20 protein-coding genes are annotated in these 22,796 nt (G+C 64.1%); 9 read left to right on the top strand and 11 right to left on the bottom strand.

Annotation, left to right across the window (positions count from 1 at the left end):
• The 6 genes from ppx to CQ12_RS35860 form a co-directional block, all read right to left on the bottom strand.
• The coding region (gene ppx / locus CQ12_RS35885; protein WP_245310304.1) for an exopolyphosphatase at window positions 1–1,029 on the bottom strand (1,029 nt) is incomplete at its 3' end.
• 12 nt (window positions 1,030–1,041) lie between these two features.
• Window positions 1,042–3,240, bottom strand: coding sequence for an RNA degradosome polyphosphate kinase (locus CQ12_RS35880; protein WP_057840058.1), 2,199 nt, complete (start codon window positions 3,238–3,240; stop codon window positions 1,042–1,044).
• Between the two features lie 147 nt (window positions 3,241–3,387).
• Window positions 3,388–4,065: a P-loop NTPase family protein gene (locus CQ12_RS35875; RefSeq protein ID WP_057839978.1), complete on the bottom strand. Its 678-nt coding sequence runs from the start codon at window positions 4,063–4,065 to the stop codon at window positions 3,388–3,390.
• Between the two features lie 156 nt (window positions 4,066–4,221).
• Window positions 4,222–5,091, bottom strand: coding sequence for an asparaginase domain-containing protein (locus CQ12_RS35870; RefSeq protein WP_245310303.1), 870 nt, complete (start codon window positions 5,089–5,091; stop codon window positions 4,222–4,224).
• Between the two features lie 3 nt (window positions 5,092–5,094).
• Entirely contained in the window at window positions 5,095–6,213 is a 1,119-nt protein-coding gene (gene menC, locus CQ12_RS35865; RefSeq protein WP_057839977.1) for an o-succinylbenzoate synthase, read from the bottom strand.
• A 40-nt stretch (window positions 6,214–6,253) separates the two neighbouring features.
• Window positions 6,254–7,126: a MurR/RpiR family transcriptional regulator gene (locus tag CQ12_RS35860; RefSeq protein ID WP_057839976.1), complete on the bottom strand. Its 873-nt coding sequence runs from the start codon at window positions 7,124–7,126 to the stop codon at window positions 6,254–6,256.
• 353 nt (window positions 7,127–7,479) lie between these two features.
• On the opposite strand from CQ12_RS35860, the gene CQ12_RS35855 reads away from it, so the two are divergent.
• Genes CQ12_RS35855 through CQ12_RS35840 form a run of 4 tightly spaced genes read left to right on the top strand, consistent with a single transcriptional unit; the run spans window position 7,480 to window position 10,367 of the window.
• Window positions 7,480–8,277, top strand: coding sequence for a transporter substrate-binding domain-containing protein (locus tag CQ12_RS35855; protein ID WP_057839975.1), 798 nt, complete (start codon window positions 7,480–7,482; stop codon window positions 8,275–8,277).
• 56 nt (window positions 8,278–8,333) lie between these two features.
• Entirely contained in the window at window positions 8,334–9,005 is a 672-nt protein-coding gene (locus CQ12_RS35850; RefSeq protein WP_057839974.1) for an amino acid ABC transporter permease, read from the top strand.
• Window positions 9,002–9,661, top strand: a complete 660-nt coding sequence (locus tag CQ12_RS35845; RefSeq protein WP_057839973.1) for an amino acid ABC transporter permease — start codon at window positions 9,002–9,004, stop codon at window positions 9,659–9,661. The genes CQ12_RS35850 and CQ12_RS35845 overlap by 4 nt, the downstream gene beginning before the upstream one ends.
• Entirely contained in the window at window positions 9,639–10,367 is a 729-nt protein-coding gene (locus CQ12_RS35840) for an amino acid ABC transporter ATP-binding protein (protein ID WP_057839972.1), read from the top strand. The genes CQ12_RS35845 and CQ12_RS35840 overlap by 23 nt, the downstream gene beginning before the upstream one ends.
• Here the strand turns inward: CQ12_RS35840 and CQ12_RS35835 are convergent.
• Entirely contained in the window at window positions 10,364–10,906 is a 543-nt protein-coding gene (locus CQ12_RS35835) for a CDP-alcohol phosphatidyltransferase family protein (RefSeq protein WP_057839971.1), read from the bottom strand. The genes CQ12_RS35840 and CQ12_RS35835 overlap by 4 nt on opposite strands.
• A gap of 150 nt (window positions 10,907–11,056) precedes the next feature.
• On the opposite strand from CQ12_RS35835, the gene purM reads away from it, so the two are divergent.
• From purM to CQ12_RS35820, 3 genes are all read left to right on the top strand, one after another.
• Entirely contained in the window at window positions 11,057–12,130 is a 1,074-nt protein-coding gene (gene purM / locus CQ12_RS35830) for a phosphoribosylformylglycinamidine cyclo-ligase (protein ID WP_057839970.1), read from the top strand.
• The gene (gene purN, locus CQ12_RS35825) at window positions 12,127–12,780 is read left to right on the top strand and encodes a phosphoribosylglycinamide formyltransferase (protein ID WP_057839969.1); all 654 of its coding nucleotides are present in this window, start codon (window positions 12,127–12,129) and stop codon (window positions 12,778–12,780) included. Before purM ends, purN begins: the two co-directional genes overlap by 4 nt.
• Before the next feature lie 64 nt (window positions 12,781–12,844).
• The gene (locus CQ12_RS35820; protein WP_057839968.1) at window positions 12,845–13,576 is read left to right on the top strand and encodes a glutathione S-transferase family protein; all 732 of its coding nucleotides are present in this window, start codon (window positions 12,845–12,847) and stop codon (window positions 13,574–13,576) included.
• Between the two features lie 58 nt (window positions 13,577–13,634).
• Here the strand turns inward: CQ12_RS35820 and CQ12_RS35815 are convergent, their stop codons facing one another.
• On the bottom strand, window positions 13,635–13,838 hold the full coding sequence (locus CQ12_RS35815; RefSeq protein ID WP_057839967.1) for a cold-shock protein: 204 nt from the start codon (window positions 13,836–13,838) through the stop codon (window positions 13,635–13,637).
• A gap of 366 nt (window positions 13,839–14,204) precedes the next feature.
• Here CQ12_RS35815 and CQ12_RS35810 point away from each other — a divergent pair, with 366 nt between their 5' ends.
• Window positions 14,205–15,344: an autotransporter outer membrane beta-barrel domain-containing protein gene (locus tag CQ12_RS35810; RefSeq protein WP_057839966.1), complete on the top strand. Its 1,140-nt coding sequence runs from the start codon at window positions 14,205–14,207 to the stop codon at window positions 15,342–15,344.
• Between the two features lie 203 nt (window positions 15,345–15,547).
• On the opposite strand, the gene rnd is transcribed toward CQ12_RS35810, so the two are convergent.
• Both rnd and CQ12_RS35800 read right to left on the bottom strand, forming a co-directional pair.
• Window positions 15,548–16,696, bottom strand: a complete 1,149-nt coding sequence (gene rnd / locus CQ12_RS35805) for a ribonuclease D (protein WP_057839965.1) — start codon at window positions 16,694–16,696, stop codon at window positions 15,548–15,550.
• Window positions 16,697–17,267: 571 nt separating this feature from the next.
• Window positions 17,268–18,740 carry a protein adenylyltransferase SelO gene (locus CQ12_RS35800; protein WP_057839964.1) on the bottom strand — a complete coding sequence of 491 codons (1,473 nt, stop codon included), beginning with the start codon at window positions 18,738–18,740 and terminating at the stop codon, window positions 17,268–17,270.
• 195 nt (window positions 18,741–18,935) lie between these two features.
• Between CQ12_RS35800 and aspS the strand changes: the two genes are divergently transcribed.
• Window positions 18,936–20,711 carry an aspartate--tRNA ligase gene (gene aspS / locus CQ12_RS35795; protein ID WP_057839963.1) on the top strand — a complete coding sequence of 592 codons (1,776 nt, stop codon included), beginning with the start codon at window positions 18,936–18,938 and terminating at the stop codon, window positions 20,709–20,711.
• Window position 20,712: 1 nt separating this feature from the next.
• On the opposite strand, the gene CQ12_RS35790 is transcribed toward aspS, so the two are convergent.
• Entirely contained in the window at window positions 20,713–22,695 is a 1,983-nt protein-coding gene (locus CQ12_RS35790) for a hypothetical protein (protein WP_057839962.1), read from the bottom strand.
• Window positions 22,696–22,796: the final 101 nt, after the last annotated feature.

The raw sequence follows: 22,796 nt of genomic DNA, 5'->3' as shown, positions 1-22,796 counted from the left end.
CCCCCGCCCCAGCCGATCGGTCCAGGCGACCAGTTCCTCGGCATGGCGTGCCGACCGCGACAATAGTCCGTTGAGCGTTTGCGCGGCGCAGATAAAACCGTCCTTGGCGCGCTCCTGCGGCGGCAGCATTTCGTAGAGCAGGCCCTCGCGGACGCCGAAGGTCGAGAACACGATCTCCTTCGGACGGCCGACGTGGATGATGTATTCGAGCACCAGCGCTGCATAGGTCAGCAGCGGACGCCGCGCGTCTGCGACCACTTCGATGTCGGCGAGCATGTTGGCAGCCGCCAGCCGGCGCAGGCGCCGGGCAAAATCGAGCGCGTCGGCGGCTGGTATCGAATAGCCGTGCATCACGCGCAGCGGATAGCCACTCTGGACGATGTGGATGCGCGCCAGCGCACGCCAGGTGCCGCCGACGGCATAGAAGGTGCGGCCGCGGGCGGCCTTGAGCTGGGCGACACCGGACAGATCGTCGCGCACGATGCGTTCGGCGCGCTTCAAGGATTTGTCCGAGAGATCCTGCAGCGCGAGGCTGCCCAGCGGCAGGGTGACACCGCCGTGAACCCGGCTTTTCTGCACGTCGATCAGTTCGAGCGAGCCACCGCCGAGATCGCCGACGATGCCGTTGGGATTGTGGATGCCGGAGACGACGCCGAGCGCGGACAGTTTTGCTTCGCGCGGGCCCGACAGGATTTGGATCGGCGTGCCGCAGATGCGCTCGGCCTTGGCGATGAAATCAGGACCGTTCTTGGCGTCGCGGCAGGCGGCGGTGGCAATGGCGAAGACGCGTCCCACCTGCTGGATGCGGCACAGCGCCCGGAATCGCCTGAGCGCCGTCAGCGCCTTGGTGACGGCATCCTCGGCCATCAAGCCGGTGCTCTGCACCTCGCGACCGAGTCCGCACAGCGCCTTCTCGTTGAAGATGGTGACGAGGCTGCGCGCCATCGTCTCATAGACGACGAGACGAACCGAGTTCGAACCGATGTCGATGACGGCGACGCTGGAAGCGCGCTTTCGCGGCCGCTTCACAGCCGCGGCCCCTTATGACGATGGTTGGCGCTCGTTACGGCGCGTGAGCCGGCGCGGCGAAGATTCCTTGAGAGACTTTCCACGACCAGACAGGCTCGGATTCGTCATGAAGTAATTGTGCAGGTTGAACGGCTCTTCGCCTTTCGCGGCCTTCATACGCGTTGAGGACCCGTCGGGCAACAATTGCCAGCTCTGCTCGGTATCCTTCAGGTTCGCGACCATGATCTGTTCGAGAACCTGCTGATGTACCGTGGGATTTTGCAGTGGACAGAGCACCTCGACACGGCGGTCGAGGTTCCTCGGCATCATGTCGGCGGACGAGATATACACAGCCGCCTTCGGGCCGGGCAGGCCCTGACCCATACCAAAGCAGTAGATTCGGCCGTGCTCCAGGAAGCGGCCGATCACGGATTTGACGCGGATATTGTCCGATAGCCCGGGCAGTCCCGGCCGCAGGCAGCAGATGCCGCGCACCACCAGTTCGATCGACACGCCGGCCTGCGAGGCCTCGTACAGCGCGTCGATGATATCGGGGTCGACGAGCGAGTTCATCTTCATCCAGATCGCGGCTGGTTTGCCGTGCCTGGCGTGATTGGTCTCGCCCTTGATGTGCTCGATGATGCGCTTGCGCAGCGTCAGCGGGGAGACCGCCATCCGCTCGATGTCGCTCGGCTCGGCATATCCGGTGATGTAGTTGAACACCCGCGCCGCATCGCGGCCGATAATCGGGTCCGAGGTGAAGTAGGAGAGGTCGGTGTAGATGCGCGCGGTGACCGGGTGATAATTGCCGGTGCCGGTGTGCACATAGGTCGTGAGGTTACCGCCCTCGCGCCGCACCACCATCGACAATTTGGCGTGCGTCTTCAGTTCGAGGAAGCCGTACACGACTTGCACGCCGGCGCGTTCGAGGTCGCGCGCCCAGCGGATGTTGGCTTCCTCGTCGAACCGCGCCTTCAGCTCGATCAGCGCGGTCACCGATTTGCCGGCTTCCGCAGCCTCGGCAAGCGCGCGCACGATCGGGGAATTGTTCGAGGTGCGATAGAGCGTCTGCTTGATGGCGACGACATCGGGATCGCGCGCCGCCTGCTGCAGGAACTGCACGACGACGTCGAAGGATTCGTAGGGGTGATGGACGATCAGGTCCTTTTGCCGGATCGCGGCGAAGATGTCGCCGCCATGGTCGCGCACCCGCTCGGGATGCCGTGGCACATAGGGCGTGAATTCGAGGTCGGGCCGGTCGAGCCGCGTGAGCTGCGAGAGCTCGTTCATCGCCAGCACGCCGTCGACCAGAAACACCTCGTCATCCGCCGCCGCAAGCGCCTGCCGCACGAAGGCGCACAGCGCTTCCGGCATCTTGGCTTCCATCTCCAGCCGGATCACCGACCCGCGCCGCCGCCGCTTCAGCGCAGTCTCGAACAGTCGAACGAGATCTTCGGCCTCTTCCTCGATTTCGAGTTCGGAGTCGCGGATGATGCGGAAGGCGCCCTGGCCTTTGACGGTATAGCCGGGAAACAGGCGGCCGATGAACAGGCCGGTGGCCTGCTCCAGCGGGATGAGGTGCACGGCGCCATCGCCGGTCGCGGGCATGCGGATGAAGCGGTCGATCTTGCCGGGCATGCGGATCAGCGCGTTCATCGCCTTGCCGTCGGCAATCCGCGACAATTGCAGCGCGATGGTGAAGCCCAGGCTCGGGATGAACGGGAAGGGGTGCGCCGGATCGATCGCCAGCGGCGTCAGCAGCGGGAAGATGTTGCGGAGGAAGTGGTCCTCGAGCCAGCCGCGCTCCGCCTTGGTGAAGTCGTGGCCGTCGACCAGCGTGATGCCGGCATCCGACAACGTGGCGCGCAGATCGCGCCAGATCGCCTGCTGGTCGGAAGCGAGTTCCGAAACCGTCTTGTTGATGAGGGCGAGTTGCTCGGACGGCGTCAGCCCATCGGGACTGCGTTCGGCGATGCCTTCGCGGACCTGTGCCTTGATACCGGCGACGCGGACCATGAAGAACTCATCAAGGTTATTGGCGGAAATCGACAGGAACCGCACCCGTTCCAGCACGGGATGGCCGGGATTGACCGATTCCTCGAGCACACGGCGGTTGAAATGCAACCAGGAAAGCTCGCGGTTTATGAACCGCTCGGGACTGGTGGCAATCGCGGAAGGTGCTTCGGCAATCGGTTCTTTTTCTTTAATATCAATAACTTGTGCCGATTCCATGAGGCTTGGATCCATCTCGGGAGGGAGCGCCCGGCATTGTTAGGCGAACGCCGCCCAAACCATGTGATATTCCGATGACGTTTCAATGACATTGATGTTCCGCCCAAAGCCGCCGTCAAGGGGACAGGACGCAGCATGCGGGGCGGGTCAGGCGTTGCGCAGCAGTTCCACGGCCAGTGCCCGGGTCACGGGACGGCCGAGCCGCAGCGCCTCGATGTCCAGCAGCTCGACGGCCCGGCGGGCGGCGGCATAGGAGCGCTCGATCCGGGTGGCGAGATAGCTCACGACCGTCTCGTCGATGCTCAATTGGCGATCCGCGCAGAACTTGACGATCAGGCCGCGAAACAGGAGGTCGTCGGGCGGCAACAGCGACACGGCGGGTGCTGCGCGCAGCCGCGACCGGAGATCGCGCAATTCGATCTCGAACGAAGCCGGCGGAACGCGAGCCGTGATCAGGACGAAAGCCCCGTCTTCGCGCGCCAGGTTCAGGAGGTGAAACATCGCGCGCTCATCGAAGTCGGACGGCTTCAGATCTTCGAGCACCAATGCCCCGGTCGTGAGCGCGCCCGGGACGGAAGCGGGGTCAAGCGCATGCGCCGATATCGAGCGCGCGCCGGCCTGTTCGGCCCAGATTGCGGCGAGATGGCTCTTGCCGGAGCCCTCCGGTCCCATCAGCACCATCACGCGGTTCGGCCAATCCGGCCAGCTTTCGATCAGCGATAGCGCAGCTTCATTGGCAGGCCCTTCCAGGAAATTGTCGCGGGTCAGGCTCTCCGCATGCGGCAGCGAGAACGCAAGCTGACGAGGTTGAACGCGAACTGCCACGCAAGTCTCCAGGCCGGGATATTGCAGCCTTCATAGCGTTTTCGAGCGAAATGGCTACCGGCTCGCGGGAAGAAAACGCATCAACAAGAGATGATTCCTGTGCTTTCGCCCGGCCGCTATTTACCCAAGCTGCCGCCGATCATCTCCGGCATCGGCTCAGCCTGGCATTTCGATCCATAACCGGGCGAGAGCGGCTTCCGGCGTCTCGCTTCCGCCGTTCTCGACTCCCGCCCGCCAGAGCGCCGCACCGGCTGAATAGGTACCGGGCGAGAGGCCGCCTGCCTCGCATTGGCTGACGGCGCGGATGCGGCAGCCACGCCGCACCGCGTTCGCCAGAACCGTTTCCAACGCAGGGTCGCTCGTGGCCGTTCCTGTCCCGTAGATCCTGAGAACCGCCCCGTCGAGTTCGTCGAGCATGGCGGCGAGCGCCGGAACGGGCATCCCGGGTGAAAGCGTCAGGATCGCAATCCGCGCCGCGCCGAAGCGGCGCGGGCGATAAGGATCGGGCTGCCGCGGCTGCGGCATCGAGCGGAAGGAGTCAGGTCGCTGCGAGTGATGCTTCACCAGCCCGGCCGCGGGCAGAAGCCTGCCGGCGAAGGCGAGCCAGACCCCGGCTTCCCCGCGATGCGCGACTTCGAGCGCCTGCCGCAGGTTGCCCTCGGCATCGCCACCCGTGTTGAGTGGCTTCATCGCGCCGCAAAGGACCACAGGGATCGCGATCCCCGCCAGCGCCCGGGCGAGGGCCGCCCCTGTGTAGGCCATCGTGTCGGTGCCATGGGTGATAACAACGCCCGCGCCGCTGAATCCGACGACGAGGTCGATGATGCGGTTCCAGTGTTCGGGGCTGATCTCGGCGCCGTCTATCAGCGGGTCGAAGGCCCGCACCGTCACATGCACGCCTGCCGGCGCCAATGCACCCACGGCCCGCTCGACCACGCCCGCCGCCGGCGCCAGCCCATCCGGCCCGGGGACCATGCCGATGGTGCCCCCGGTATGCACGACAAGAATTTCCGTCACTTCATCCACCCATCAGGTCGTCCTCGCGGCAACCGCAGCGTATTCGCGCGTGGCGCGCTTCAGGCGTCCTGGATTGGGCCGAAAGCCGTGGCCGGGCTGTTGCGATGCCGTGATGCGCGACGGCCCGCTCAGGACAATCTCCGGCTCGGAAAGATCCGTTTCATAGAGCCGTTCGGTCGGGAAGACGTCGCAGGGATACTTGACGTTAGGCAGCGTCGACAGCGCGAGCGCCGGTCCCTGTCCGACAGCGGATTCGAGCATGCCGCCGATCCAGCATGGAACGTTACGGGCTGCGCAATGATCATGAATGGCGATCGCGTTGGTCAGGCCGCCGACGCGCCCCGGCTTGATGTTGATCCAGCCGCAAGCGCCGATGTCGATCGCCTTTCGGGCCCGGTCGAGCGACGTGATGCTCTCATCCAGGCAAATCGGCGTCTTCAATTCCGACTGCAGACGCGCGTGGTCGATGAGGTCGTCGTAGGCGAGGGGCTGCTCGATCATTGCGAGGCCGAACCGATCGAGTTCGCGAAACATGGCGATATCGTCCAGGGTGAACCCGCTGTTGCAATCGACATGCAAAACCGCCTCGGGGAAGGCTTCGCGGACGCGAGCGACCATGTCCAGCCCCCATCCGCGGCGGAATTTCAGCTTCGTCCGCTGAAAGCCGTCCTGCTGAGCCTTGCCGACAGCGGCGACGAGTTCGTCGATGCTGTCCATCACCGATATGTCGGCGCCGACAATCGCATCCGGCCCGCTTCCGCCGATCATCTTCCAGAGCGGCTTGCCGGCGATCTTCGCGGCGAGGTCCCACCAGGCCGTGTCGAGTCCGGCCTTGGCGAACTGGTTGCCCTTCAGCGGCGCCAGTTCCCTTTGCAGATCTTCGGCACTGTCGACGCGCTTGCCCAGCAGCGCCGGCGCCATCGCGTCGCGCAGCAGCGCGAAAGCGCCGGAGGCCCATTCCGGCGAAAACTGCGGCAGGCGGTAAGGGGCCGTCTCGCCCCAGCCTTCTTCGCCCTCCGCCCTCAGCCGGACCAGAACCGTGTCGATCGCAGTCTCCTCGCCAAAGGCTGTTCGCCACGGCTCCTTGAGCGGCATCGCCACGTGAAAGAGTTCGATTTCGTCGATCAGCATTGCACTTCCCTTGAATACCGGAACTGACGCCGCAGCAGTGTCAATTGCTGGGGTCGATCTCTCCCATCAGGCCCATGAGATCCTCGATGCGGTTGAGCTGCTCGCGCCCGCGCTCCCCCGCTGCCGAAACGATTTCGGTACAGAGGTAGTTGGCAAGGCTCATCACCCCGACATAGGAATCGAACAGCGATACGCCGCGCACCTGGCAAGGGAAGGTCCACGTAGCCAGCTTCGGGGTGGTGACCGCCACGCGATCGGTGATGTAGGCGATCGGCACGCCCAGGTCGCGGACGATCTGCATCGCCCTCCCGAGCGTGGGCGTTCGGCGCCGCAGTCCGACGGCGATCATCAGATCCTCCGGCGTCATGCTGCCCAGATCTTCCATCAGGACTTGCCCAGCCGCGGGCACGAGCGTCACGTCGGAGCGGACCTGTATCAACTGCCGGCGAATATAGGCTGCGAAGAAATAGCTGTTGCGAAAGCCCAACACCCAGACCCGACGGGCCGCCAGGCAGCGGCGAACGACCTCGCGGAGATCGTCCGGGTTCACGGCCTCAAGGGTCTGACGCAGATTGGCGACGTCGCGCTCGAGATGCTGTTGCAGACGGGCGCGGTCGACCGTTGACCCCAGCAGCCCGGTATTGAGGTAGATGGGCTCTCCGGCCTCCTGCGCCTCGCGCACCTCGCGCTGCATCTCGCGATAGTCCTGGTAGCCGAGACGCTGGACGAAGCGGGTAACGGCCGCCTTCGACACGCCGCCGCGCTCCGACAGTTCGGTCGCCGAGTAGACCAGCAGGTCGCCGGGGAATTCCAGGATCAGATCGGCGAGAGCCCGCTCGCTGCCCGGAAGATCATCATACAGGCCGTGGATACGCTTTTCGAGCATGCGCGGTTTGCGTTTCTCATCCGTCATAATGTGCCTCATTCGTGGGCAAAACTAAAACATAAGTATCGGTAGATTGACAATCTGAAATTTTTGTATCGTAATCGGCGGGAACAGAAGAACGCCGGAAAAACCGGTCGGACCAGAGGAGAACGGGGATGAATGGGACTGTGGCCGCGAGGCCCACGGGGGCCGGCGCGTTACGCCGTGTCCGTCCGTCATATCGTCCGGACCAGGGCCAGCGACATTGGCCCGCCGGCTTTTCGGGATGTCGGGACGACATCCCCGCGCGCCGCCGAACAATGGTCGTTCGGATCCGGGTGGCGCCCTGGCGCAGCTTTTGCCTGTCCTCAGCGAAACACCATTTTGGAAAGGAATGACCAGTGCACAAGAGGCAATTCATTACGGCGCTTGTCGCCGTCGGCAGCGCCGCGCTCGCCTCGGCCTTTCCGGTCTCCTCGGCCATCGCCGACGCGCTCGCGGACATCACGTCGAGCAAGACGATCCGGATTGCGGTCCCTCAGGACTTTCCGCCGTTCGGCAGTGTCGGCCCCGACATGAAGCCCCGTGGCTACGACATCGACGTGGCGACGCTCGTCGCGGAGAAACTGGGTGTGAAGCTTTCGATGGTGCCTGTGACCAGCGCCAATCGCGTAGCCTATCTGCAGACCAACAAGGTTGATCTGGTCATCTCGAGCCTGGGCAAGAACCCCGAGCGCGCCGCGGTGATCGACTTCTCCATTGCCTACGCTCCCTATTTCAGCGGCGTCTTCGCGCCGAAAGACGTGGCGATCGCAACGGTTGCCGATCTGTCCGGAAAGGTCGTCGGCGTGACCCGCGGATCGATCGAGGACCTGGAGCTGAGCAAGCTCGTGCCCGAAGGCGTAACGATCAAGCGGTATGAGGACAACAACGGCAACATCTCCGCCTTCCTGTCGGGTCAGGTCGTCGCTGTTGTCACCGGCAATGTCGTCGCGGCCGCGATTCTCGACAAGAATCCGCCGCGCAAGCCCGAGCTGAAGTTCCTGATCAAGGATTCGCCCTGCTATGTCGGCATGAACAAGAACGAACCGGCGCTAATGGCCAAGATCAACGAGATCATCGCCGAAGCCAAGAAGAGCGGCGCTCTGAATGCCATCTCGGAAAAGTGGCTGCATCAGCCGCTGGACAAGAACCTCTGACCGCAGATGACCGGGCCGGGCTGCAACTCCGGCCCGGCCGCCCGTAGAGGCCGTCCATGACCTATAATTTCGATTTCGGCTGGCTGCTGGTCTATTACCCGCAGATCCTGCATGGCATCGCGATCACCATCGAGCTGATCGTCGTCGCCGCCGTGGTCGGGATCGCGGTCGGCATCTGCTGCGCCTGGGTGCGCGCGCTGGGCCCGGCTTGGCTGAAGCCGCCCGTGACGGCCTATGTCGAACTCATTCGCAACACGCCGTTTCTGATCCAGCTCTTCTTCATCTATTTCGGCCTGCCACCGCTCGGTCTGCGCCTCAGCGAGCTCGAGGCCGCCAATCTGGCCATGGTCGTAAACCTCGGCGCCTATAGCTGCGAAATCATCCGCGCCGGAATTCAGGCCACGCCAAAGGGTCAGTTCGAGGCCGGGGCGAGCCTGGCCATGACACCCTTCGAGACCTTCCGGCATGTGGTCCTCGTCCCCGCGCTGCAGCGGATCTGGCCGGCGCTCTCATCGCAGGTGATCATCGTGATGCTGGGCTCAGCCGTCGTCTCGCAGATTGCCGCCCAGGATCTGAGTTTCGCGACGAACTTCATCCAGTCGCGCACCTTTCGCGCCTTCGAGGCCTATTTCTTCTCGACGGTCCTCTACCTCGTGCTGGCGATCCTGCTGCGCTGGGTGCTGGCGAGGCTTGGCCGGATAATCTTTCCCAGGACGGTTGCGCGATGAGCGACTTCACCATCTGGGACATTGTCCGAAACCTCCTGCTTGCCACCCGCTGGACCGTCGTCCTGTCGTTGGCCGCGTTCGTCGGCGGCGGCGTACTCGGAGCCATCTTGCTGTTCTTGCGCATCGGCAAGCGACGGCTGCTGAGGAATTTCGTGAAATACTACGTCGAGCTGTTCCAGGGCACGCCGCTTCTGATGCAGTTGTTCCTCGCCTTCTTCGGTCTCGGCCTCTTCGGCATCGACGTGCCGGCCTGGGTCGCCGCCGGCGCGGCGCTCACGCTCTGGACGGCCGCCTTCCTGACCGAGATCTGGCGCGGTTGCGTCGAGTCCATCGCCCGCGGCCAATGGGAGGCATCGTCCAGCCTGGCCATGGGCTACGTCCAGCAGATGCGTCATGTGATCCTGCCGCAGGCGCTGCGGGTCGCCATACCGCCGACCGTCGGGTTCCTGGTGCAGGTCATCAAGGGCACGGCGGTGACCTCGATCATCGGTTTCGTCGAATTGTCGAAGGCAGGCACCGAGGTCACCAACGCAACCTTCGAACCCTTCACCGTCTACGGCATCGTCGCGCTGATCTATTTCGCCATGTGCTGGCCCCTGTCGAAGGCGAGCCAGTCGCTCGAGAGGAGGCTCAATGTCGCTCATCGAAATCAATGAGGTCCGCAAGAGCTTCGGCACGAACGAAGTCCTGAAGGGCATCACTATTGCGATCGAGCCCGGCGAGGTTGTCGCCGTCATCGGCAAGAGCGGCTCCGGCAAGTCGACCCTGCTTCGGTGCATCAATGGCCTGGAGAGCATCGACGCGGGTTCGATCACGGTTGCCGGCGCGCAGCTTCGCCCCGACGAGGCTCATCTGAGGCAGCTGCGGCTGAAAGTCGGCATGATCTTTCAGCAGTTCAATTTGTTTCCGCACCTGACCGCTGGCGCCAATGTGATGCTTTCCCAGACGGTTGTGAAGAAGACGCCGAAGGGCGAGGCCGAGCGCATCGCGCGGGCGATGCTCGATCGGGTCGGCCTGGCCGAGAAGTTCGACGCCTATCCTGACCAGCTTTCGGGCGGTCAGCAGCAGCGCACGGCGATCGCCCGAGCGCTCGCCATGCAGCCGATCGCCCTTCTTTGCGACGAGATCACCTCGGCCCTCGATCCGGAACTCGTGTCCGAAGTGCTTGCCGTCGTCCGTGGGCTTGCCGCTGACGGCATGACGCTGGTGATGGTTACCCATGAGATGAAATTCGCCCGCGACGTCTGCAATCGCGTGGTCTTCATGCACCAGGGGCGTGTCCATGAGATAGGGCCGCCCGACAAGATCTTTGCGGAGCCTGCGACTCCCGAACTCCAGCAGTTCCTGGGTGTCCAGAGCTAGCGCGCTTCGATCGTGCTCATGTGCCGCACCCACTCGACGAGATAGAGCGAGACCGATACCAGCGTAAAGACCGTTACGAATCCCATCAGGATCACGTCGTATGGCGCCGGCTTGAAATTGAAGCCGAGCGAGGCCAGCACCAGTGCAGCGAACGCTACCTGCGCCACCGTGTTGAGCTTCGACACCATCAGGGGTTTCATCGGGATCGGCTTGTCGAACAGCCAAGACACGATGACCGCCGTGACGATCATGATGTCGCGCGACACCACCAGGATGACGAGCCAGCGCGGAACCGCGCCCCAGATGCCGAGCGCCACGAAGATCGAAACCAGGAGCGCCTTGTCGGCGAGCGGGTCGAGCAGGGCGCCGAGCTCGCTCGACATGTTGAAGCGCTTGGCGAGAAAGCCGTCGACGGCGTCGCTGACGCCAGCAACGACGAAGATCGCAAACGCGATTTCCATCTGGCTGGATACGATCGCCCAGACGATGACGGGCACCAGAATGATGCGCCCCAGCGTAATGATATTCGGAATACTCAACTCGGTCGCTTCCCGGCTCCCGGCCTTAGATCCGGCCCCTGGCGGGTTCAGCCGGCTCTTATCTACATAGTATATGCGCCAAGCGCTTGCGAGCCATTGCAGGATCGCTGAATTCCTCGTAACCAGCGGTCATCATACTGGAATTTGGGCATGAACGACCGCAAAAACGGGCTGACTTACGCGGATTCGGGGGTCGATATCGACGCAGGCAACCGCTTGGTCGACCTCATCAAGCCGATGGTGCGCGCCACCGCCCGGGCCGGCGCCGACGCCGAAATCGGCGGATTCGGCGGCCTGTTCGACCTCAAGGCGGCCGGTTTCAAGGATCCGGTGCTGGTGGCGGCGACCGACGGCGTCGGGACCAAGGTCAAGATCGCGATCGAGACCGGGCTGCATGGCGGCATCGGCATCGACCTGGTGGCGATGTCGGTCAATGACCTCGTGGTGCAGGGCGCGGAACCGCTGTTCTTCCTCGACTATTTTGCCTGCGGCAAGCTCGACCCCGAGGCCGCGGCGGCCATCGTGGCCGGTGTCGCCGAGGGTTGCCGGGAATCAGGCTGTGCCCTGATCGGCGGCGAGACCGCGGAGATGCCGGGCCTCTACAAGGACGGCGATTACGACCTCGCCGGTTTTGCGGTCGGGGCCGCCGAGCGCGGCACGCTGCTGCCGAGCGCTGACATCGCCGTGGGCGACGCCGTGATCGGATTGGCCTCGTCGGGCGTCCATTCCAACGGCTTTTCGCTGGTCCGCAAGATCGTGGAAAATTCCGGCCTCGGCTTCGATGCGCCGGCGCCGTTCTCGCCAGTCATGACGCTGGGCGGCGCGCTGCTGGCGCCGACGCGGCTCTATGTGAAATCCTGCCTGCGCGCGATTCGCGAAACCGGGGCGATCAAGGGTCTCGCCCATATCACCGGCGGCGGCTTCACCGACAACATCCCGCGCGTGCTGCCGAAGCATCTCGGCGTCGGCATCGACCTGGCGCGGTTGCCAGTGCTGCCGGTGTTCAAATGGCTGGCCGCGCAGGGCGGCATCGCCGAACTCGAATTGCTGCGCACCTTCAACTGCGGCATCGGCATGATCGCGATCGTCAAGCCGGATGCGGTCGAGAGGGTGACGGAGATTCTCACCGAAAGCGGCGAGACCGTCGCCTTGCTCGGCGAAGTGATCCCGGCGACGGGCGAACATCGCGTGGTCTATAACGGCCATCTCGACCTCGCCCCATGAAGCGCCGTGTCGCCATCCTGATCTCCGGGCGCGGATCGAACATGGCCGCGCTGATCGATGCGGCGAAGGCTGCGGACTTTCCGGCCGAGATCGTCGCCGTCATCTCCAACCGGGCCGATGCGCCGGGGCTCGGAAGGGCGGTTGCGAGCGGCATTCCGACTGTGGTCATCGAGAGCAAGCCTTTCGGCAAGGATCGCGTCGGTTTCGAAGCGGTCCTGCAGCGGGCGCTGGACGAACATAAGGTCGAACTGATCTGCCTCGGCGGCTTCATGCGCCTGTTCACCGCGGAATTTGTGCAGCGCTGGTACGGCAAGATGCTCAACATCCATCCCTCGCTGCTGCCGTCCTTCCCGGGCCTCGATCCGCACGGTCAGGCGCTCAAGGCCGGCGTGAGGCTCTCGGGCGCGACCGTGCACTTCGTGATTCCGGAAACCGACGCCGGCCCGATCATCATGCAGGGCGCGGTCGAGGTGGCCGATGACGATACGCCGGAGACGCTGTCGCAGCGCATTCTCGGCATCGAGCATCGCATCTATCCCGAGGCGCTGCGTCTGCTTGCAAGCGGCAGGCTGCGGCTCGAAGGCGATCTCTGCAAGACCACCGGTGGGGCCGGCCGCGACGGCACCCTGATTTCGCCGCGGACGATCTGATATTATCTGCCGGGGCAGGCGGCGAGTGCGAGAGCCGCGCTCCGCAGGATATATCGAGGGTTCCATGATCACGCTCTATGGCTCCGGGCCCAATTTCGGCCTTCCCGACGCAAGCCCGTTCGTGACCAAGGCCGAGACCTTGCTGCGGATGTCGAAGCTGCCGTTCGAAAAGGCGCTGATGAGTTTTTCGAAGGCGCCGAAAGGCAAGATTCCCTACATCGAGGATGACGGCCAGTTGCTCGGCGACTCCACGCTGATCCGCTGGCACCTCGAAAAGAAATACGGCATCGATTTCGATGCGGGACTGAGCGCCGAGCAGCTCGCGGTTGCCTGGGCGTTCGAGAAGATGGCGGAGGATAATTTATACTGGGCCAGCGTCTACTTCCGCTGGATGATCGACGACAATTTCCGCAAAGGGCCGGTCAATTTCTTCAAGGGCGTGCCGGCGCCGGTCCGGCCCGTCGTGGTCTCGATGATTCGCCGCCGCCTGCGCAAGACGCTGCACGGCCAGGGCATCGGGCGGCACTCTCCCGACGAGATCACCGCGATCGGAATCCGCTCGATCGATGCGATGGCGGCCTATCTCGGCGACAAGCCGTTCTTCATGGGCAGGGAGCCCACCGGCATCGACGCGACAATGTTTGCCTTTGCAGTCAGCGCAATTTGTCCGCTGTTCGAATCGGAGTTGCAGCGGGCGGCGGCAGGTCATGCCAATTTGCGGCGATATGTCAGCCGGATGACTGCGCGATTCTATCCGGAACTCAGCGAGATCGCGGGTTGCCAAGCCGCGGCCTGAAATCCAGGGCAACAAAAATCCCCCGGCGAGGCCGGGGGGAAATTTGCGTAGACGAAGTCTAGGTGATCTTGAGGTTCTCCGCGGACGTCTTGCCACGGTTCTCGACAAGGTCATACTCAATGTGCTGGTTCTCGTTGAGAGTGGTGAGCCCCGCACGCTCCACGGCCGAGATGTGGACGAACACGTCCTTCTCGCCGACCGCCGGCTTGATGAACCCATACCCCTTGGTGGGGTTGAACCACTTGACGCTGCCTTTCTGCATCGCCTGTCTCCAAGTTTAGACTAGATACAAAAAAGACGCGGCCACGTTTTCCACGTGCCACGCCACAAACGGGCTCCCCGGTAGCTGCTGGATTTCCTGCTTACGAAACGCACAGTCGAACGGCCTGAATCCGATTGTACTTGGGATTGCAACACGAAATTTTGCCATTCGCAAGGTTCTGGCGCACACTGGAAACGTGGTCACGATGTCGCGCGAGCTGTGGCAACCGAACAACAATGAAGCGTATTCAGCGGCAGGCCGGGGGGCTGACCGATTGACCCCTTGGGTGAACCGGGTGCAAATCGCTGCAGTTGATCGGGATTTTGCATTTTTCGGGCCGCGCTTCTGCCCTTGGGAATCGTTTGCATGCGCTGCGCATCGCGGCTTTGGCGGGCACGACGAAGCGGGACCTGTCGCGCGCTCGCGCGGCTCTTCGCGATCATGGCCGTACTTGTCGCCGTGATGTCGACGGCGCAGGCGCAATCACCGACGCCCACACCCACCCCGACCCCCACGCCTTCGCCGACGCCGAGCCCGACACCGACGGTGATCAACTCGACGGTCTCGTCCAGCGCGGCGCTGACCAATCTCGGCAGCAATTTCCTGGAGCGGCTGGGCAACCAGTCGAGCAACGGCTTCAACCGCCTGCAGCGGACCAATCCGGGCGGCGGCGGCGCCTCTGAGAGCACGGAAGCGCCGCGCTACCGGACCTGGTTCGAGGCTTATGGGAACTCGACCAGGAACGGCGCGGTCGGCTATTTCGTCGGCGATAACCGAAAGACCTGGGGCGGCGTGGCCGGGATCGGCGCGCGGGTGGCGCCGGGCATCAATATCGGCTTCTCGGTCGACCAGAGCCGGTCGGCCATCGACATTCCGCTGGCGCTGCAATCGGCGACGATCGACCTGACCCAGATCGGGTTCACCGCTTCGGTCGACAGCGGACCGTGGACCTGGGCCAGTGCGGTGGTGCACGGCTTTGGCAATGTCAATTCGCGCCGCGACACCGGCCTTGGGCTGGCGACCGCCGGATACAATGCGCGGCTCGACGGTGTCCTGAGCGAGATCAGCTATTACTGGACCAAGGACCAGGGCCGCATCGTGCCGAAGGGCGCCTTCGAATATGTCCGCGCCCAGACCGGGGCGCTCCAGGAGATCGGCGGCCTCGATCCCGCAACGGCGACGGGTGCCACCGTGCAGCGCGCGCGGCTCCTGATCGGCGCGGAGATCGGCCATTACTGGATCTTCGACGGCAAGATTCTCGATCTGTCGGGCTACGGCAAGTTCGTCGACAATCTCGTGCAGAATTTCTCCGACATCACCGTCAGCCAGGGTGTGCAGAGCATTACGTTCCAGGGCATCGGCGAGAGCCGGTACGGAATGGATGCCGGCGCCTCGGCGTCGCTTAGCCTCACCAATACCGCGCGCGTTTACGTCAACTACGACGCCAAATTCCGCAATCTGATGCAGGCGCATCAAGGCACGGTGGGGGTGGAATTGAAGTGGTGAGGTCCTTCACCCGCCCCTTGAGGGGGTCGAGACGAGCGAAGCTCGCTCTTGGGTCGTCTCACATGGAGCGCAGCGCCATGTGAGACGGGGCGGGCGGCAGTCTCTCTACTCGGGCACTGTCGGACGTGGAGGGACCGTCACCCCGCGCGTTGCGCGTCGATCCTCCCCCTCCAGGGGAGGATAAGAGCGGGCTCGCGATCCGGCTAAGCCCGGTCCACCCTGACGACGCGGCCTTTCTCGATCGCGAGTGCGAGCCGGCCGTGCTTGAGCGCAATCGCGGCTTCGCCGAACAATTCGCGGCGCCAGCCGTGCAAAGCCGGAACGTCGGCGTGGTCGTCGGCGGCGATCTGGTCGAGGTCGTCGACGGTGGCGATCACCTTGCTGGCCACCGCGTGCCGCTCCGAGGTCATCCGCAGCAGCACCTTCAGAAGCTCGACGGTGGCCGCGCCATTCGAGTTGCCGCGCGGCTTCTCGATCTTCGGCAGCGTGTGCGGATCGCGGGCGAGGCCACGCTGGACAGCGGCGATGATGTCGGTGCCCCATTTGGAGCGGTCAAAGCCCTTTGGCAGCGAGCGCAGGCTGGCGAGGCGTTCCAGCGAAGTCGGCGCATGGGTGGCGATGTCGCCGACCGCATCGTCCTTCATGACGCGCGAGCGTGGCACGTCGCGGCTTTGCGCTTCCTGCTCGCGCCAGGCTGCGACTTCCATCAGCACCGCGAGTTCCTTGGGCTTGCGCACCCGCGTCTTCAGCCGCTCCCAGGCGCGCTCGGGGTGGAAATCGTAAGTCCTGGGCGAGGTCAGGATTTCCATCTCCTCGCTGACCCAGTCGTTGCGGCCGCGCTTCTTCAGATCGGCGTCGAGTGCCGCAAAGACGTCGCGCAGATGGGTGACGTCGGAGACCGCGTAATGCATCTGCTCGGGCGTCAGCGGCCGGCGCGACCAGTCGGTGAAGCGGTGGGTCTTGTCGGGCCGGTGGCCGGTGACGCGCTCGACGAGCTGGTCATAGGCGATGCTGTCGCCATAGCCGAGCACCATGGCCGCGACCTGGGTATCGAAGATCGGGTGCGGAATGGTGCCGGACTGGTGCCAGACGATTTCGATGTCCTGGCGGGCGGCGTGGAACACCTTCAGCACGGCCTCATTCCCCATCAGCTCGAAGAACGGCTTGAGGTCGATGCCGGGCGCCAGCGTGTCGATCACGACGGCTTCATCCGGGCTCGCCATCTGCACGACGCAGAGCAGAGGATAGTAGGTCGTCTCCCGCAGGAACTCGGTGTCGACCGTGATGACCTTGTGCTGGGCGAGCCGGGCGCAGGCGGCGGCGAGGTCGGGAGTGGTAGTAATCAGATCCATGAACAATCCATGACGCGTCGGACAGGCGTTCTGCCGAAAACGCTGATATGTCAAGGGTGTCGCGGGAAAATTTGAGCCCTGCAATTGAGCCTGGGCATGGCTTTTTTGCGTCCCAACCGCGGCTGGGGCAGCCGTTCAGGGCGTTAGGCAGCCGACGGGGTGGAAAACGCTCATTCGTAGCGGATGTGCCGCGACCGGCGCCGGCCCGACGGGATCGCCAGCACGGCGAGACACAGGGCAATCATCACCATTCCCATGAATCCGAATGCAAAGGCATCCATGGCAATTCTCCCACAATAAACCGTTAGAGTTGTGGGGAGCGCGTTGACGGGTTCTTAATGGGTGCGGAGTGCCTCGCCGAATGGTGGATGAGCGCTTAAGGATTTGGGTTAACGAGCGCGCGTGTATTAGTGGGTTTCGCTTCGCTCTACCCATCCTACGATGCTGTTCGGCGCCGTGAGCTCTCACCACGTCATTGCGAGCGCAGCGAAGCAATCCATCGCGCGGCATAACGGATAAATGGATTGCTTCGTCGCCTTGCTCCTCGCAACGACGCGGATAGATCGACGCCTCACGTCCCGCAGAATGTCCGCAGCACGCGCTGATCCGGCAGCGGCGGATCGGCATAAGCCGCGAACTCCGGCTGGTCCTCGTACGGCTTCGACAGCACCGTCAGCAATTCCTCGAACGGCGCGTAGTCGTTGTTCACGGCCGCGGCGATCACGGCTTCGACGCGGTGGTTGCGCGGGATGAACGCCGGATTGACCGCGCGCATCGCGGCCTGTCGTTCGCTCGCGGATTGCGGCTCATCCGCGAGGCGCTGGCGCCATCGCACGGCCCACTCATCGAACGCGGCGGGATCTTCGAACTGCGCCCTGACGCTGTCGTCGTCGGCATCCGCGGCGGCATCGCTCAGGCGGCGGAAGGTGAGGGTGAAGTCGGCCGCGTTCTTCGCCATGGCGTCGAGCAGGTCCTGCACCAGCGCTTCGTCGCCGTCGCCCGCCGTGAACAGCCCGATCTTCTTGCGCAACCCTGCCTGATAGGCGGCGGTGAATTTTTCGGCGAAGTCGCCGAGGATGAACTGTGCCTGTTCGATCGCCTTTTCCTGCTCGTCGGAGAACAGCGGCAGCAGGCACTCGGCGAGCCGCGTCAGATTCCACAGCGCGATGCGAGGCTGGTTGGCGTAGGCGTAGCGGCCGAGCTCGTCGATCGAGGAGAACACTTGCGCGGGATTGTATTCGTCCATGAAGGCGCAGGGGCCGTAGTCGATGGTCTCGCCCGATATGGACGTGTTGTCGGTGTTCATCACGCCATGGATGAAGCCGACCAGCAGCCAGCGCGCAACGAGATCGGCCTGGCGGGCGACGACGCGTTCGAGCAGCGCGTGATAGGGACGCTCAGCGTTGGCGATATCCGGATAGTGCCTGGCGATGACATGATCGGCGAGCGCGCGCACGCCGTCGGTGTCGCCGCGGGCGGCGAAGAACTGGAAGGTGCCGACGCGGATGTGGCTTGCGGCCACACGTGTGAGCACCGCGCCGGGCAGCATGGTCTCGCGCTGAACGCGCTCGCCCGATGTCACGGCGGCGAGCGAGCGGGTGGTGGGGATGCCGAGCGCGAACATCGCTTCGCTGACGATATATTCGCGCAGCACCGGCCCGAGCGCGGCGCGGCCGTCGCCGCGGCGCGAGAACGGGGTCGGCCCGCTGCCCTTGAGCTGGATGTCGCGGCGGACGCCGTCCCTGTCGATGACTTCGCCGAGCAGGATGGCCCGGCCGTCGCCGAGCTGGGGCACGAACTGGCCGAACTGGTGACCTGCATAGGCCATAGCGATCGGATCTGCGCCCTCAGGGACGCGCTTTCCGGCGAGGATTTCTGCGCCCTCAGGGCTGTCCAGCAGGTCCGGATCGAGGCCGAGATGGACGGCCAGGGCCCGGTTCAACTTGATCAGCCGGGGGCTGGCCACGGGCGTCGGCGCCACCCGCGCGAAAAAGCTCGCCGGCAGGGCCGAATAGGTGTTCTGGAACGGGAAATGGACGGTCATGGCCTAAAGATAGGTGCGGGCAGGGAATAGGCAAACGGTTCGGATGCGGTCGTGCCGAAATGGCCGTTTTTGAGCCGAAAACAGCTCTGCCATTGGTTGCCGCCCCCGGCGGCGTCGGGTAAACCCTCCCGCAACTTCGGACCGGCTTTGGCCTCCGATTCTTAAACCTCCGACATCTGTTTTTTTGGGACTTCCATGCATCGCTACCGGTCACATACATGCGGCGCGCTCCGCGACAGCGACATCGGGCAGACCGCCCGCCTTTCCGGCTGGTGCCATCGCATCCGCGACCATGGCGGCGTGCTGTTCATCGACCTGCGCGACCATTACGGCATCACCCAGTGTGTGGCCGACCCGGACTCGCCGGCGTTCAAGGAAGTGGAAAAGTTCCGCTCGGAATGGGTGGTGCGGATCGACGGCAAGGTGCGCAAGCGCCCCGAGGGTACCGACAATCCGGAACTGCCGACCGGCGCGGTGGAAGTTTACGTCAGCGAGATTGAGGTGCTGGGACCTGCCGGCGAATTGCCGCTGCCGGTGTTCGGCGAGCAGGAATATCCTGAAGACATCCGGCTCAAGTACCGCTTCCTCGACCTGCGTCGCGAGAAGCTGCACCAGAACATCATGACCCGCGGCGCCATCGTCGATTCCATGCGCAAGCGGATGAAGGAGCAGGGCTTCTTCGAGTTCCAGACCCCGATCCTAACGGCGTCCTCGCCGGAAGGCGCGCGCGACTTCCTGGTGCCGTCGCGCATTCATCCCGGCAAGTTCTATGCGCTGCCGCAGGCGCCGCAGCAGTACAAGCAGCTGCTGATGATGTCGGGCTTCGACCGCTATTTCCAGATCGCGCCGTGCTTCCGCGACGAGGACCCGCGCGCCGACCGCCTGCCGGGCGAGTTCTATCAGCTCGATCTCGAAATGAGCTTTGTCGAGCAGGAGGACGTGTTCGCGGCGGTCGAGCCCGTCATGACCGGCGTGTTCGAGGAATTTGCCAAGGGGAAGCCGGTCACTAAAGGCTGGCCGCGGATTCCATTCGCCGAGGCGCTGAAGAAATACGGCAGCGACAAGCCGGACCTGCGCAACCCGATTGTGATGCAGGACGTCTCCGCGCACTTCCGGGGCTCCGGCTTCAAGGTGTTCGCGCGGATGCTGGAAGACCCGAAGAACCAGGTCTGGGCGATCCCCGGCGCCGGCGGCGGCTCACGCGCGTTCTGCGACCGCATGAACTCGTGGGCGCAGGGTGAAGGCCAGCCCGGCCTCGGCTACATCATGTGGCGCGAGGGCGGCGAGGGCGCGGGTCCGCTCGCCAACAACATCGGCGCGGAACGGACGGCAGCGATCCGTGCGCAACTCGGCTTGAAGGAAGGCGACGCGGCGTTCTTCGTCGCCGGGGATCCGGAAAAATTCTGGAAGTTTGCAGGCCTCGCCCGCACCAGGGTGGGCGAGGAATTGAACCTGATCGACAAGGACCGGTTCGAGCTGGCCTGGATCGTCGACTTCCCGATGTACGAATACAACGAGGAAACCAAGCAGGTCGACTTCTCGCATAACCCGTTCTCGATGCCGCAGGGCGGCCTCGATGCGCTCAAGGGGCAGGACCCGCTGACCATCAAGGCGTTCCAGTACGACATCACCTGCAACGGCTACGAGATCGCCTCCGGCGGCATCCGCAACCACAAGCCGGAAGCGATGGTGAAGGCGTTCGAGATCGCGGGCTATGGCGAGAAGGATGTCGTCGAGCGTTTCGGCGGCATGTACCGCGCGTTCCAGTACGGCGCCCCGCCGCATGGCGGCATGGCGGCCGGCGTCGACCGCATCGTGATGCTGCTCTGCGGCACCACGAACCTGCGCGAGATCTCGCTTTTCCCGATGAACCAGCAGGCCGTGGACCTGCTGATGGGCGCACCGTCGGAGGTCACGACCAAGCAGCTCCGCGAGCTCCATATCCGGCTCAATCTGCCGGACAAGGGCTAGCTCACAGCCCCGTCGAAGCCTCGATCTTGAATTGCGCCAGCGCGAGGAGCGGATCGGTCTTCAGCATCTGGAATAGCTGCATCGCCGGCACCTTGCCTGAAGGCGTGAGCTTGATGACCAGCGTTTGTCCCGGGCTTTCGACAAAGCGCGCGAGCGCCTGCACGGCATTCGCGGCGTCGGGATTGGCCGCGGCGACGTCCTGACTGGTGGCCCTGATGCCTTCGACGATCGCTTGCCGCGCGGCGTCGCGGCTGACGTTCTGGGCGCGGGCGTATTGAACGACCCCGACATCGACGCTGCCGAGATCGCGCACCGTCAGCTCGATTGCGCCGGCCTCGATCTGCGCCGCCGCACCGATCGCCTGGGCTGCGTTGGCCGAAAAGGTCTGCCGCGGCACGTTGGCAAGCAGGATCCGCGCCGATGCGTTCAGGAGCCCGCCGAGCTCGAGCTTCGGAACCTCGACAACGAAGCTGCGCGCCGCCTCGGTCCATTCCGCGCCGATATCGCCATCGACCGATAGCTTGTCGAGTCCGGCCGCGACGAGCGGTTTCATCGCGGGATCGGTTGCGTCGACCGGCCCGGTCATCTTCGCGGTCAGGCGTGCCTTGCTCGGAATCGGACCGACGAATTGCCCCCAATTTATGTCGAAGCCGTCGAGGTTGACGAACTTGCCGGTGTTCTTGAATGGCGCCGTCACGCCCTTGATCTCGACACCCTCAATCAGCGGAAACAGTCCTGCGATCAGTTCGGGCGAGGGCGGTTGTCCGGGACCAGCGAACTGCGCCGAGATCCGCATGAAGTTGGCGATATCAAGCGATTTGAGCGCGAAGCGTCCGAGTTTGAGCGGCCCTTTCGGCGTATTTGCATCAAGGCCTTCAAACGCAAACTCACCGACCTTGCCGTTTTCCAGGTTGAACCTGATCGCGGCGAGCTTGAACGGGCCTTGCGGTGTTTCGGCCGAAAGGCCGCGCATCTCGGCCGTTCCGATCCGCATGCCCTCGTAGATCGCGGCCGCTTTTTCGAGCAGTTCGCGCGCCTGCGCGGGCGAAGGCTGTGCGGTTCCCCCGGCCGCCTGGATCGTCGCGAGCAGCGCCGGAAGTTGCACCCGCGATGGACGTACGCCGACCTCGTCGATCGTCATCGCGTCGATGCGCATGCGAAGTCCGAGCGCGGACGTCACGGTGTAGGGACCGGCCGTCGTCTTGCCGTAGGCGCGGATATAGCGATCGTCATTCGCCTTCTGCGGGTCCAGGATGGCGGTGAGCGCCGCGATATCGAAGTCGCTCGAGGCGAGTTTGAGCATTTCGCCGGTCATCTTGTCGGCCTTGCCGGCCTGCTGCGTGTTGGCCGTGAAATTGACCCGCTCGATCTGCATGCTGGCGATCTTGCCCGCCTTGATGTCGCGCAGCGCCGTGCCGGAATAGGTGAACTCGCCCGACATCGCCGGGCCGAAGTTGATCGTTCCCGTGAGGCTCGGAGCTTCGATCGATGTCGCCGAGACGGTTGCGAATTGCTCCAGCGCAAATCGATACGCGTCGATGACGGATGCGGAAGCCTGGGGCCGCTGCAGGCTCGCCGGGCCAGTGTAGTCCTTCATGACCAGCCGCGGCATCTTGTAGGTCAGGTTCCCGCCCGTGGGACCCGCGATGCTGACGCCGAACTCGACATCCGCCGCATCGATGCTGTCGGCCGAGAACCGGCCCGTATCCGGCTGACCGACACCCGAGGCGACGATGCTGGCGATCTTCATGCTGACCGGCGGCTGCGTTGCCGATTCGGTCGTGATGTCGGCGATGGTGACGGTTCGGCTCTTCAGGTCGAACGACACCTTGCCATGGCTTGCCTTGCCGCCGCCGGCTCTGAGCTGCTCGAACGCGGCGTCGACCTCGCCCGCGACGCGGTGCTGGGTATAGAATTCGAAGCCGAAGAAGCCGCCCACCGCGATCACGACCGCGGCGACCAGACCCAGCAGTATCTTTACCATTAGTTGTGCTCCGGATGCCGGCATTCGCGGGAGGCAAAATTGCCACAATGTCGGTCAAGGGGACGGGGTAGGGAGGATATTATGCTACCGGCTTTGACGCG

The organism is Bradyrhizobium jicamae (genome assembly GCF_001440395.1).
Taxonomy (GTDB): Bacteria; Pseudomonadota; Alphaproteobacteria; order Rhizobiales; family Xanthobacteraceae; genus Bradyrhizobium; species Bradyrhizobium jicamae.
The sequence above is the reverse complement of the archived record's forward strand: the minus strand, read 5'-3'. Positions and strand labels throughout refer to the sequence as shown.